Raw genomic sequence first — 13,017 nt, forward strand, 5'->3', positions numbered from 1 at the left:
GCCAATGAGCCTACCGCAACGTATTTTTGCTTTAATTGATGTGAATAACTGTTATGTCAGTTGCGAGCGCGTGTTCAATCCAAAGTTAGAAAAGCGTCCTGTGGTGGTTCTATCTAATAACGATGGCTGTGTGGTTTCCCGCTCTTATGAAGCAAAAAAGCTCGGCATTCGTATGGCTGTGCCATTCTTCCAAATTGAAGATATTATTCGTCAGCATCAAGTGCAGGTCTTTTCCAGTAATTATGCTTTGTATGCGGAAATGTCGCGTCGTTTTATGAACATATTAGGCAATTTTGTAGATCCCTCTGAACAGGAAGTTTATTCGATTGATGAATGCTTTTTAGAGTTGACTGCCTATCAGCGTAGTCACGATTTAACCGAATATGCACACCAAATTCTAGACACAGTGAAAAACTGGTTGGGTCTGCCATGTTGCATAGGCATTGGTTATTCCAAGACTCAAGCTAAACTGGCCAATAATCTAGCCAAGACACACGCCTGTTTTGATAGTGTTTGTAATATCGTTGCTGAAGACCCATGCGTGATTGAAGACTTGTTGCAGAAGATGTCTGTAGGTGAGGTGTGGGGTGTGGGACGAAAGATTCGTCAGCGCTTAGAAAAAATGAATATCTACTCGGTGTTGGATTTGGTTCAAGCCGATCCTAAAATGTTAGGTAAGTATTTTTCTGTGGTCATGGAAAATACGGTTAAAGAATTACAAGGCATGGCTTGCTTAGAAATTGAAGATGTTGTGACAGATCGACGACAGGTGTTAAGCAGCCGTTCCTTTGGTCAGCCGATTGAGGACAAAACTAGCCTGAGTGGCGCTTTAACTGAATTTAGCTTACGTGCTATTGAGCGTTTGCGAAAGCAAAAATTACTGTGCAAAGCTGTTGGCGTTAGCATTCGCACCAATCGTTTTGACAAAGATCAATATTATCGCCCCTATATAGTGATGTATCTATCTGACTATAGCGATGATCGTTTAGAAATTATCAAAGCCGTGTTACAGGGGCTTGATCGAATTTATCAAGCAGGGCATCGTTATAAAAAAGCAGAAGTGATTTTGTTGGATATTATCCCACAACATAGCCATGCAGTAGATTTATTCCATGACACCAATAAGCTCGTTGCTCGAAAAAATCTTTCGATCGCTTTTGATGATATTAATAAAAGATTTGGTCGGGATTGTATGACACTAGGGCGATTAATTACGCCACATGGGCGAGCGTGGCGTATGAATCAAAACCATAAGTCACCGAGTTATCTGACCAAGTGGGATGAGCTTCTAAGGGTTCTGTAAAGTATTAATACTACAGCTTATATTTTTCAATATTAACCTTGAAACTCATTATTTTTCCTTGAGAACGTTTGAATTTAACACAGCAAGATCCTAATTATTTATTGAAGTATTTGAATAAAAATGTAGAAAATAGATGAATGAAAAATTATCTGTTGTTGTTAAATAATTGCCTAAATTAAAGATAAGCATATCTTATTAAATAATGAATTGAATTTGTATTGGTTTGATTGAACAAAAGGAAGCCATTTTGACGAGATCGGTTTATGTTAGACTACTCAGCTTACGGTATCGCAAATTACCGTGAGTAACCAGAATGAGTAGGTAAGATGATTGGGCAGCAGAGAAACAGGCTAGCAGCTTTGGGAATAGATGTTTGGATTCCTCGGGAAGTTGTATGTCAAAAAAACACTGCACCAAGTCTATGGCGAGATCAATTAATTGATGACGTTTCTGAGTCTACAGAACTTACATTTGAAGTTGCACCGATTTTAGAAGATATTCCAGCAACATCTGCACATACGCCACCGATCACCGAAATTGAAGTATTGCATCAAACGAAAGTTGTTACAGAGCCTATTGCTAAAGCAGCGCTTGTTGAAAAAGAACAGATTGTTATTACTGCTCAGATTCAGTCATTTGAATTGCAAATGTATGTGTTGGAAAACTGTGCCATTTTATTAGAAAGCAGTCAGCTTAGTGATGCTCAAAGCCAACTTTGGCAAAATATTCAAAAGGCCAGATTAGGACAGTATGCTGAATTAAAATGGCCATTTCCTTTGGCTGCTTTTCAGGAAAGTCGGGGACTCTCCTCGTATATTCAAGGTTTTCTGGATGCAACCGCAACACAAAAAAAGATATTGTGCTTAGGTCAATTGGATTTTATTCAGCATTCTAATATCTTGCATTTAGCGAGTTTAGAAGAAATGTTAGCCCAACCTTTATTAAAAAGACGGTTGTGGCAGCTCATGCAATAAAGATCGGAAATCGAATCATGAAGAAAGTTGTTGTATTCAGCCAAATAGATCAAGACGTTTTAGCGCAGTTACAGCAAGATTATCGGGTCGTGGTACTTAATCCTAAACTGGGTGATATCAACGAACAGATTCGAACAGAAGTTGTTGATGCTGATGCCATGATTGGCGCAGGACGACTGTTAAATGAAAGTAATTTAGCACCAGCCCAAAAACTTAAAATCATTTCGACAGTGTCTGTTGGTTATGATAATTACGATGTTAGCTATCTTAATCAAAAGAAAATTTGGCTTGCTAATACACCACATGTTTTGACAGAAACAACGGCTGATCTTGCCTTTACTTTGTTGCTGAGTGCCGCACGCAAAGTTCCATACCTTGATGCATGGACCAAACAAGGTCAGTGGAAACGCACGGTATCTACTGAACAATATGGTATGGATGTTTTTGGTAAAACTCTAGGCATTATTGGCTTAGGGAATATTGGTGCTGCCATTGCCCGTCGTGGATTTTATGGTTTTAATATGAATATTTTATACCATAACCGCCGTGAAAAGATTGAGGTGGCTCAAGCATTTAATGCACAATATCGGGACTTAGACCAATTATTGCAACAGTCTGATTTTATTGTAGTTGCTGTCGATTTAAATCATGAATCCCAAGCATTGATTGGCGCAGAACAGTTTGACTTAATGCAAAAACATGCTGTCTTCGTCAATATTGCGCGTGGCTCTGTAGTCAATGAAGACGCTTTAATCGAAGCATTAAAACAAAATAAGATATTTGCTGCTGGATTAGATGTCTATGCCAAAGAACCTCTGCAAAATTCAGCATTATTTGAGTTGCCAAATGCAGTAACCTTGCCACATATTGGTTCAGCAACCGCAGAAACGCGTCAGAAAATGGTGAAACTTGCCTATCAAAATTTAGTGGACGCACTACAAGATAGAACACCTCGTTATCTCGTCAATCCAAAATTCGAATAATTACTTACAACTCGATTGTTGGATTTTTAATCTATATGGTCTTTTTAAGTTGATTAATATTGGTACACTTTCGCCTTTTGAAATTTTGTCTTCGGGGTGTCTGTGTTTGAGAAATTGGCTGAAAAAAGTTTAAATCTAATGGGTTGGGAACTGGATAATCATTGGGATTTGAATGTTGATCAATGTGTGATGATTGCAGCTCCACATACCAGTAATTGGGATGCTTTATATGCACGGTTGGCATTAAAAGCTTTAGGTGTAAATGTTCGTCTTACGATTAAAGATAGTTACATGAAGTTTCCATTTGGTCCATTTGTGCGTGCAATGGGTGGTATTGGGATTGATCGTAGCGCGAAACAAGAAGGACAAGCGCGACCGAGTATGGTTCAACTCATGAGTGACTTGTTCAAAACACATCCTAAGTTAGTGATGTTAGTGACACCAGAAGGGACGCGTGCTAAACAAGAACAGTGGAAAACTGGCTTTTATCATGTTGCAACCACCGCAGGGGTGCCGATTGCATTGGCGTATATGGATTATGCTAAGAAAAAAACAGGTGTAGGAAAAATTGTTTATCCTACGGGAGATTATGAAAAAGATATGGTTGAGATTATGTCTTTTTATGCAGAGATTAATGCAAAGTTTCCAGAGAAATTTAGTGTCGATCAACGTTATGTAAACACGAAATAATCGTGTTGCTTTCAAAAATATAAACTAAGGCAGGATTTTCCTGCCTTTTATAACACTTCGTTGCAAATATCTTCATTTTCTAATGTTATATTAAATTTCTTCATTAGAATCATAGAGAAACGACTTGAGATCGCTGCTGCTTGCATGTGGCTTATTGGCCACCACTCAATTGAGTCATACTCAGATCTTTTTGCCTACGCAGATAACTGGACAAACAGAAGTACCTGAAATTGGCAGTGGTATAGGTTTGCTTGATCAGCAGAAAGAAAAACTGATTGGTGAAAAAGTTTATCGTGAAGTTCATCGACAGATGCCAACAGTACAAGATGCGTGGTTAGAAGATCAATTTTTACAGGTTTTTTCAGGTATTCTTAGTCAGACTCAGCTTGGTCAACCGATTGGTTTAGTGGTTATAAAAGATCCACAAATTAATGCATTTGCAGTGCCTGGTGGTTTGTTTGCATTAAATACAGGCTTAATTACATCTGCAAAAAATTTGGATGAAATAGCAGGGGTCATGGCCCACGAGATCGCCCACGTTGCACAGCGACATTACAGTCGTTCACAAGAAGCATTTAAAGGACAGGGGTTACTTGCTCTCGCAGGTATTCTTGTCGGTGCGGCAATCGCATCTAAAGCGGATGGTGATGTTGGGTCAGCGGTGATGTTAGGCACACAAGCTGCGTTGATGGACAAGCAACTCAGTTATAGTCGTAATCAAGAGCGTGAAGCAGACCGTATTGGTATGCAGTTTATGTATTCTGCTGGATATAATCCACAAAGCATGGCAGATTATTTTGAAACTATGCATCGTGAAACAAGTCGTGTGAGTTTCCTACCTGATTTTTGGCTCACTCATCCACTAACGACAGAGCGTATGAGTGAAGCCCGACTACGAGCAAACCAACTCCCAAAAGTCAAATCAAAAATATATGATCTTGATTTTGAGATTTTAAAGTTATATACGCTCGTAATTTCAAACCAAGCGACAGAAACTCAATTACAAGCTTTTGCCAATCAAAAAAATACAGCTGCATAATTAGCGCTAAGTAAGTTTTATTTAGAACGTGGTGATTATACTCAGGCACAGGCAAATCTAGATTTGGTAAAAGCAAAGCTTAAATATCATGTATTGGTTCCACTGATTCAAACAGATATTTATTTAGGGCAAAATAAATTTGATCAAGCTTATAGTAGTGTAAATTTTATTCAAAAAACGATGCCTGAAAATAGGGCGCTATCTTACAAACTTGCAGAAGTTTTAATTCGGCAAGGGCAGGCTGCTCAAGCTCAAACATTAGTTCAACGGTTTATCCATAAAAACCAGAGAGATATTGAAGGTTGGCAACTGTTGCAACAAGCAACAAACTTAGATAAAAGTTCGCCACTGCAAGCAATTAATGTGCTTTGTTACCGTGCTGAAGCTGAGTATTGGTCAGGATATGAAGAAAATGCGATTAAATCCATGTTGCACGCTCAGCGTTTAGCCAAAGGAAATTTAGCCATGTCAGCAAAAATTGACTCTCGCTTAAAACAAATGCAAGATGATCGACGTATGAAAATTTAATCTTTATCAAGAATTAAGAGAAATAAAAATGATTAAAGGGCAGTGTTTGTGTGGGGGAGTGCAGTATCAATATCATGGTGAAATTGAAAACAGCATTTTATGCTATTGTAGCCATTGCCAACAGGCGCAAGGTTCAATCGCTGGTTGGAACAGCCCACTTGACCAAACACAATTTAAAATTCTATCAGGACGCGATCAGCTCAAAGAATACTTCCACACACCCAATAAAGCACGCGTATTTTGTCAAAATTGTGCCAGCCCACTTTATTCATATCGTACAGATTTACCTAATGTGATTCGTTTACGTCTAGGAACAGTGACTGATGGGAATCTTCCTGCACCAAAAGAAGAATTTTTTTCTGAGCACAAGCCAAACTTTATTGAATTAAGATAAGATGATCTGCGTAAAAAATCGCTGAGAAGTTAGAACATTTATGAAGAAAATTTTAGTTTTTATTTTTGCGATAAGCAGTGTAGGGATTAGCTCAGCAGCATCAGTTGAGCAATATGTGAATTCGGTTGAGAAAATTCGTAGTGTCTATGCACAGGATATTCGTAGTTTTTTACGTAGCCTTAATCCACAGATTTCACAGTTCACACCTGAGCAGCAAGCTCAGTATTGTGGTATTAATCAGCGTTATATTCAGGATATGTCAGATGCGATTGAAAAAAATCGCTCATCCTTGCCGCCACAATATGCAAATATGACTAAACAGGATGTAATCAAACAAGTCACTGAGTCAAATGAGATGCAAATGCTAGTGAAATATAATGTTCAATGTGGTTTTAAGTAAAAATAATCTCTTGGGTTCATTATTTAATGAATCCAATTTTTAAATAGAATAATTTGTATAAAATAGAGGAAATTAAGCAGATTAGCTTAATTTTGCTTTAATTTTAGCAGATACTTGTGCAGGATCGGCACGCCCGGCTATGATCGGACGTAGAGAATTCATCACCTTACCCATATCTTTCATGCTAGTAGCTTCTTGAGCAGCAATCGTTTGCTCAATGATGGAATCAAGTTCTTCCTCAGTCATAGCGGCTGGTAGAAATTGAGAAATAACCTCAACTTCGGCTTGTTCCTTACTAGCTAAATCATCTCGACCAGCGCCAGAAAAGGCCTTGATCGATTCTTTACGTTGTTTAATTTGCTTTTCAATGACCGCAAGAACCTGAGCATCGTCAAGCTCTATGCGTTCATCGACTTCGATTTGCTTAATTGCTGCTTGTACACCACGAATAACCGTTACTGTTGCCATATCTTTGGCACGCATTGAGTTTTTTAATACGTCAGTAATTTGGTTTTTTAAAGTATTCATAGTCTCTTCAGCAGTCAATCACAAATTAATTAGTAAAGGCGAGTAGTACGTACAGATTCGCGAGTCAATTTCTTTTGATAACGCTTAACTGCAGCAGCTTTTTTACGCTTACGTTCTTGAGTTGGTTTCTCATAGAATTCGCGCTTACGAACGTCAGCTAAAACACCCGCTTTTTCGCATGAACGTTTGAAACGACGGATAGCTACGTCTACTGGTTCGCCTTCTTTCAACTTAACTTGTGGCATGTAAAATCCTCTAAGATTATGGATAAGATCTAATGCACGATTGCACTAGATCGCAAGTGAAGGTCAGTATTTTACTCATTTACAACTCAGATCACAAGTCTATAATAGCTCTGATATTATTTTTGATCGTTGTAAAGGCAGTTTAATGATTGTTTTGGGCTTAGAAACTTCGTGTGATGAAACTGGGTTAGCACTCTATGATAGCGAGCTCGGCTTACGTGGACAGGTTTTGTATAGCCAAATTAAACTGCATGCAGAATATGGTGGGGTCGTACCAGAGCTGGCTTCACGTGATCATGTTCGTAAGATGATTCCGTTGATTAATCAATTGCTTGAGCAGAGTGGTGTTAAAAAGCAAGAGATTGATGCTGTTGCCTATACCCGTGGTCCAGGATTGATGGGTGCACTGATGACTGGAGCATTATTTGGCCGCAGTTTGGCGTTTGCATTTAATAAACCTGCAATTGGTGTGCATCATATGGAAGGTCATATGCTTGCGCCATTACTTTCGGAAACGCCACCAGAATTTCCATTTGTGGCTTTATTAGTTTCAGGTGGTCACACTCAACTCATGGCAGCCTATGGGATCGGTCAATATGAATTGCTCGGTGAGTCAATTGACGATGCAGCAGGTGAAGCCTTTGATAAAGTGGCAAAAATGATGAAATTGCCTTATCCAGGTGGGCCGAATATTGCGAAATTGGCGTTACAGGGTGATGCCAAGGCATTTGAATTTCCACGACCAATATTACATCAAGGTTTAGATTTTTCTTTTAGTGGTCTTAAAACAGCGGTTTCTGTACAATTGAAAAAGCTAGGTGAAGAGAATCGTGATGCCGATGTGGCAGCTTCTTTTCAAGAAGCAGTTGTTGATACACTCGCTAAAAAATCAGTGAAAGCTTTAAAGCAAACAGGTTTAAAACGTTTGGTGATTGCAGGTGGTGTGAGTGCAAATCTACGATTACGTGAGCAATTGGAAACATCACTTAAAAAAATCAAAGCTCAAGTCTATTATGCTGAGCCTGCATTGTGTACTGATAATGGCGCCATGATTGCCTTTGCTGGATATCAACGTTTAAAAGCTGGGCAACATGATGGTTTAGCGGTGACGACGACACCAAGATGGCCAATGACTGAGTTACAACCGACCTAAAATGGAACTTATCATTTTTGTAGGTGGGCAAGCTTCAGGTAAATCAACATTCTTTAAGCGATATTTCTCTGATACTCATATTCGTCTCAATCTTGATATGTTGAAAACCAGACATCGTGAGAAAATATTGTTTAATGCCTGTTTAGAAGCAAAACAGAAAGTTGTTATTGATAATACCAATCCAAGTAAACTCGATCGAAAGATATATGTTCAAGATGCAAAAAATGCACACTTTAAAGTGATCGCATACTATTTTGATAGCAGTTTGGATGATGCTCTTTTTCGGAATGAACGACGTGAAGGTAAGGCGAAAATTCCCCGAGTTGGTGTTATTTCAACTTTTAAAAAGTTAGAAATACCTGAACTTGATGAGGGTTTTGATGAAATTTACAGCGTTTCAATTGATCAAGAAAATGACTTTAATGTGAGATTGCTGTATCAAAGAGAACAATAATGAGATTTGAAGATTTAGATATAAGATTAAGAAAATATGAGACGGCTTACGATTTCTGTATTCCGCCCGAAAATTATATTGTCGTAAGGTTGGATGGTCGTGGATTTACACGGTTAACCAAAGATATTTGGCAATTTGAAGCACCATTTGATGTACATTTTAGAGATTTAATGGTAGAAACCACAACCCATTTATTACAGTGTGGTTTTAATATCGTTTATGGTTACACCCAGAGCGATGAAATTTCTCTTTTATTCCATTACCGTGATGAAAGTTTTAACCGTAAGGAACGCAAAATTCTTTCTATTTTAGCAGGTGAAGCCAGTGCAAAATTCTCAGTAATGCATGGTCAAATTGCTACTTTTGATGCTCGAGTTTGTGTTTTACCCAATTCGCAATTAGTAGATGACTATTTCCGTTGGAGACAAGAGGATGCTCATCGAAATGCATTAAATGCACACTGCTATTGGATGTTAAGAAAATCGGGTCATGCAGTAGCTGAAGCAACGGAACAAGTTAAAGGGTTAAATCGTCAAGAAAAGCATGATTTACTCTTTTCACAGCAGATTAATTTTAATGAACTTCCTGCATGGCAAAAACGTGGTACAGGTGTTTATTGGAAAGACGTTGAGAAAACGGGTCTGAATCCGAAAACTGGTGAAATTACACAAACGACAAGAAGGCAATTAGTTGCTGATTTTGATTTGCCTTTAAATGAGTTTTATAGTGAATTTATAGGTCAAAATTTTTTTTGAAAATATTTTTATGAACTAGCGTTCATAATGGAGTTGTAAGTTGAAAATTTCTTATATTTTTACATGTGGCCGATTAGAGTCTTTATTTAAGATTCTCTGTCTCACTCAACAAGGTGAGAAAAAGGTCGAGTCAAAAGAAAAGGTCGTTGAACAATATAGAAAAGACATCGCTTTAGGACGTCCTTTTGAAGAAACTGAACTTTATCAAATAATTGAACAAAGTGAAGAAAAGATTGTCATTAACCGTTTGAGTAATATTCTGCGTGAAAAACCTACTCAGCAGAAGGGTAGCTTTGATGCGGACGAATATAAGACCGGCGCATGGTCTGAGTTTAGTGATTATAAGCTGGCGGTTCGATTCTCAAATGCGAAAACTGAGTTAAGTGAAAAGCACTTTGCAAAAACGGGTGAATACATGACCAGTCGTGGTATTGCAAAATTGACAGGTTTTAATCCAAGCAATATTAAGAATATGCTGCATCATAAAAGAAGTGTGGTGAGAAAAATGCTCACAACCTTAGAGAAGTTAGCAAAAGAGTATTAATATTTAAGCTGTATTTTTGATGCAGAGAAAATTTATTTTCTGCATCAATTCTGAATATCTCTAATCTTAAATAAAAAAATTAATTTGGTTTATCTGCTTTAGACAACACGGCCAAACATACAAAAATCAATGCCATACCAACCCAACCAATCGGTGCCAATTGCTCGCCTACCAATAAGACCGCAAATAAAGCGGCAACCAGTGGTTCAAATAAGGTTAGTGTGGTGGCAGTGCTAGCTGAAATAGTTTTTAAAGCATAACCAAATAATAGATAGCCAAGAAACATCGGAATCAGCATCATATAACCCACTACATACAGATTCATAGGTTCATCAAACAGGTTTGAGCCAGTAAAAAATAATGTTGGTAATAGAATTAAAGCACCGAAACCAAAAATTAATCCCATGGAAGCCTTTGAGTCGACCCCACGGTCAATCATCTTCTTTGCAGCCCAAGAATATAACGAATAGGTCAGTGCCGCGATCAGTCCGAGAATAATGCCAATAGTTTTTTGGTCTGTAGTCATTATTTGTGTCGCACCTTGAGCGTGAAACTCTCCTAGAGATAACAGCAATACTCCTACAACACCAAAAACAAAACTAATAAACCATTTCCCCGAAAGTGCTTTTTTATCAAAGAATTTTTCTAGCAATGCAGTAAATAAAGGTGCTGAACCAATTGAAACGACAGTCCCAATCGTGATCCCCGCCATACGCATTGATGAATAAAAGGCGAGAGGATAGATCGCTACAGAGATCATGCCTATCAAAAGTAAAGGATAATAAGAGCCAATTTGAGGTAAATGACTGCGGATATTTCTATGGGCTAATAAAGCTTGTAATAAGCCACCGCCACCCATTGCGATTGCGCCAATCGCTAAAGGACTTAGATTTGGCGCGTAAGAGGCGGCTGTGCCTGTGGTACCCCATAAAATAGAGGCAATTAAAACGGCGATAAAGCCAGAATGAGTACTGAAATTAAAAGATGAACTACTCAATTTGAAATCTCGCGTTCTAATAAATTTTGAACCATTTGTTTTGCCGAAAATACTTTCTCACTGGAACTTTCTAAACCTGCACGGGCAATCGAGCCTTCTAATATGAAAGAAATAAGTAGCGCAAGTTGTTGGACTTTTTGCGGCTCTTTGAATAATTGTGATAAATGTCCAGCCACAATATTTTCGATTTCATCTTTATGATTTTTAACGGCTAAACGTTCAGGACTATATGCAGGAAATTCGGCTGCTGCATTCAGTAAACCACAACCACGAAAACCTTTTTCATAGGCAAATTCAGCATGGTCTTGATAGGCATCAAATATAGCTAAAATGCCATCCATCGGTGTTTTGATCTGAACTTTTCTTTTCTCATATAAGTCTAACCATTCTTGATGGCGAGCTTCGATATAACAGGTAATTAGGTCAGATTTGGTTGGGAAATTATTATACAAAGACATTTTTGCGACTTTGGCTTTGTCTGTAATGCTATTAATGCCTGTGTTAGTAATCCCATCGTTGTAAAACAGGATGGATGCGGCATCTAGGATTTTTTGTTTTGCTGATTTGGTGCTCATAATTAAATATAAATTAGGTATACCGATCTACCTATTATTGTGGAAAAGTATAATAATTAGCAAGAGAAATTTATTGAATTGATTGATAGAAAGTTTTCTATGAGCTTGCAGGGATGGAGAGAGCTTTGATCTCCTCCATCACAACTTTATTTATTTGATAGTCTTTTTACTATCAATCAATGCTAAACCATAAATTGGCCATTTGTTTTCTGATTTGAGGTTATTGACCAACCAAGCAATCAGTACAAGAGAAGTTGCACCGAGAAGTACAGGAAAAAACAAGAAGCTCCAATGGTATTCAATTGTATTCGCAGTAAGTAGAATGACTAAAGGATTTGCTCCAGCAGGTGGGTGAATACAACGTAAAAATTGCATGGCAGCAATCGCACAGCCAACAGAAAGTGCAATGCTGAATGCAGAGTTACCAAAAAGTTTAAGAAATAATAAACCAATCAATGCCGAGATAAAGTGCCCAAGAATAACATTACGAGGTTGGGCTAATGGCGATTGAGATACGGCATATAACAGTACGCAAGTTGCACCAAACGGTGCCATGATGAATAAATTATTTGTCAATTTACTGAGGAAAATCAGGATTAAAATACTCAGCGTTCCACCGACTAAGCTTCTAATTAGATCACTGGATTGGGGTGCTGGGGCGAGATGCTCTTTACCTTGGAATATTGATAACATTTCATTCTCATTGAATGGTTGCTTTGAAATGATGATATCGCTAAAATCACAAATAGTACAGATCTGTACTATTTGAGCGAGTAAATTTTTATGTCTAAATCGGCCCACAAAATATTGGATACAGCAGAAAAATTATTTTATGAAAATAGTTTTGTTGGTGTGGGTGTTGATTTAATTCGGGATGAGTCAGGCTGTTCAAAAACAACGATGTACACTTATTTTAAAAATAAAAATCAATTGGTGAAGTCGGTTTTACAGGCACGAGACGAAAAGTTTAGGAATAGTTTGGTTGCTTATGTTGCAGGTGAAACAGGGCGACCAGCATTAGATAAATTGATTGATTGGCATCTGTTGTGGTTTCAAGAAGATAATTTTAAAGGATGTCTATTTGTTCGAGCAGTAGCTGAATCGCATTTGGGTGATCAAGATATCATCATGGTTTCGAAAGACCATAAGGTCTGGATTCGAAAATTAATCGCGCAATATTTAGCATCTTTTTCGAATGCGGATGTATTAGTTGAAATTATTTATACTCTAATTGAAGGATTAATTAGCCGTTTTTTAGTTGAAGGTTATGATGTCAAAGTTGCAGCAGAGATCAAAAATTCAATTAGGCAAATTGTTGATACTTTTGCTTTAATTGATCTTAATCCAAAAGAAATTTAATCCTAAATCAATCAGCCTTTGAATCATATCCAAAGGCTTGTTTTACTTAATCAAAAGCTTTTAATCTTTAAAAGCATTTTGATCTTCGACATCAAT

16 protein-coding genes and 1 pseudogene are annotated in these 13,017 nt (G+C 37.8%); 12 read left to right on the top strand and 5 right to left on the bottom strand.

The genetic code is table 11. The features are described 5' to 3' along the window. Positions 1–4 precede the first annotated feature (4 nt). The 7 genes and pseudogenes from O1449_RS05305 (at position 5) to O1449_RS05335 (ending at position 6,311) form a co-directional block, all read left to right on the top strand. Complete coding sequence (locus O1449_RS05305; RefSeq protein WP_269228316.1) at positions 5–1,303, top strand: Y-family DNA polymerase; 1,299 nt, start codon at positions 5–7, stop codon at positions 1,301–1,303. 326 nt (positions 1,304–1,629) lie between these two features. Beyond that, positions 1,630–2,277 (top strand): hypothetical protein, encoded by a 648-nt coding sequence (locus tag O1449_RS05310; RefSeq protein ID WP_269239382.1) that lies wholly within the window; start codon positions 1,630–1,632, stop codon positions 2,275–2,277. Between the two features lie 17 nt (positions 2,278–2,294). Beyond that, positions 2,295–3,260 carry a 2-hydroxyacid dehydrogenase gene (locus O1449_RS05315; protein WP_269228314.1) on the top strand — a complete coding sequence of 322 codons (966 nt, stop codon included), beginning with the start codon at positions 2,295–2,297 and terminating at the stop codon, positions 3,258–3,260. Between the two features lie 102 nt (positions 3,261–3,362). After that, positions 3,363–3,950, top strand: coding sequence for a 1-acyl-sn-glycerol-3-phosphate acyltransferase (locus O1449_RS05320; RefSeq protein ID WP_269228313.1), 588 nt, complete (start codon positions 3,363–3,365; stop codon positions 3,948–3,950). Between the two features lie 124 nt (positions 3,951–4,074). Further along, positions 4,075–5,517, top strand: a pseudogene (locus O1449_RS05325) (M48 family metalloprotease). Positions 5,518–5,545: 28 nt separating this feature from the next. Then, positions 5,546–5,911, top strand: a complete 366-nt coding sequence (locus O1449_RS05330; RefSeq protein WP_269239383.1) for a GFA family protein — start codon at positions 5,546–5,548, stop codon at positions 5,909–5,911. A 40-nt stretch (positions 5,912–5,951) separates the two neighbouring features. Continuing rightward, positions 5,952–6,311 (top strand): hypothetical protein, encoded by a 360-nt coding sequence (locus tag O1449_RS05335; RefSeq protein ID WP_269239384.1) that lies wholly within the window; start codon positions 5,952–5,954, stop codon positions 6,309–6,311. Between the two features lie 81 nt (positions 6,312–6,392). Here O1449_RS05335 and O1449_RS05340 read toward each other — a convergent pair whose 3' ends face one another. Both O1449_RS05340 and rpsU read right to left on the bottom strand, forming a co-directional pair. Beyond that, complete coding sequence (locus O1449_RS05340) at positions 6,393–6,839, bottom strand: GatB/YqeY domain-containing protein (protein WP_004808327.1); 447 nt, start codon at positions 6,837–6,839, stop codon at positions 6,393–6,395. A gap of 29 nt (positions 6,840–6,868) precedes the next feature. Then, positions 6,869–7,084, bottom strand: coding sequence for a 30S ribosomal protein S21 (gene rpsU / locus O1449_RS05345; RefSeq protein WP_004652785.1), 216 nt, complete (start codon positions 7,082–7,084; stop codon positions 6,869–6,871). 145 nt (positions 7,085–7,229) lie between these two features. Between rpsU and tsaD the strand changes: the two genes are divergently transcribed. Genes tsaD through O1449_RS05365 form a run of 4 tightly spaced genes read left to right on the top strand, consistent with a single transcriptional unit; the run spans position 7,230 to position 9,990 of the window. Further along, positions 7,230–8,237 carry a tRNA (adenosine(37)-N6)-threonylcarbamoyltransferase complex transferase subunit TsaD gene (gene tsaD, locus O1449_RS05350; RefSeq protein WP_178883191.1) on the top strand — a complete coding sequence of 336 codons (1,008 nt, stop codon included), beginning with the start codon at positions 7,230–7,232 and terminating at the stop codon, positions 8,235–8,237. Between the two features lies 1 nt (position 8,238). Further along, positions 8,239–8,691, top strand: a complete 453-nt coding sequence (locus tag O1449_RS05355; RefSeq protein WP_269239385.1) for an AAA family ATPase — start codon at positions 8,239–8,241, stop codon at positions 8,689–8,691. Then, positions 8,691–9,446 (top strand): tRNA(His) guanylyltransferase Thg1 family protein, encoded by a 756-nt coding sequence (locus tag O1449_RS05360; protein WP_241305985.1) that lies wholly within the window; start codon positions 8,691–8,693, stop codon positions 9,444–9,446. The genes O1449_RS05355 and O1449_RS05360 overlap by 1 nt, the downstream gene beginning before the upstream one ends. A 40-nt stretch (positions 9,447–9,486) precedes the next feature. Then, positions 9,487–9,990, top strand: coding sequence for a hypothetical protein (locus O1449_RS05365; protein WP_004662957.1), 504 nt, complete (start codon positions 9,487–9,489; stop codon positions 9,988–9,990). A 79-nt stretch (positions 9,991–10,069) separates the two neighbouring features. Here O1449_RS05365 and O1449_RS05370 read toward each other — a convergent pair whose 3' ends face one another. The 3 genes from O1449_RS05370 to O1449_RS05380 form a co-directional block, all read right to left on the bottom strand. Beyond that, positions 10,070–10,987 (bottom strand): DMT family transporter, encoded by a 918-nt coding sequence (locus O1449_RS05370; RefSeq protein WP_269239386.1) that lies wholly within the window; start codon positions 10,985–10,987, stop codon positions 10,070–10,072. Further along, positions 10,984–11,562 (bottom strand): TetR/AcrR family transcriptional regulator, encoded by a 579-nt coding sequence (locus O1449_RS05375; protein WP_269239387.1) that lies wholly within the window; start codon positions 11,560–11,562, stop codon positions 10,984–10,986. The genes O1449_RS05370 and O1449_RS05375 overlap by 4 nt, the downstream gene beginning before the upstream one ends. A 150-nt stretch (positions 11,563–11,712) precedes the next feature. Then, complete coding sequence (locus O1449_RS05380) at positions 11,713–12,255, bottom strand: HPP family protein (RefSeq protein WP_269239388.1); 543 nt, start codon at positions 12,253–12,255, stop codon at positions 11,713–11,715. Positions 12,256–12,345: 90 nt separating this feature from the next. Here O1449_RS05380 and O1449_RS05385 point away from each other — a divergent pair, with 90 nt between their 5' ends. Beyond that, positions 12,346–12,921, top strand: coding sequence for a TetR/AcrR family transcriptional regulator (locus O1449_RS05385; protein WP_269239389.1), 576 nt, complete (start codon positions 12,346–12,348; stop codon positions 12,919–12,921). Positions 12,922–13,017: the final 96 nt, after the last annotated feature.

It is taken from the genome of Acinetobacter sp. TR3, assembly GCF_027105055.1.
GTDB lineage: Bacteria > Pseudomonadota > Gammaproteobacteria > Pseudomonadales > Moraxellaceae > Acinetobacter.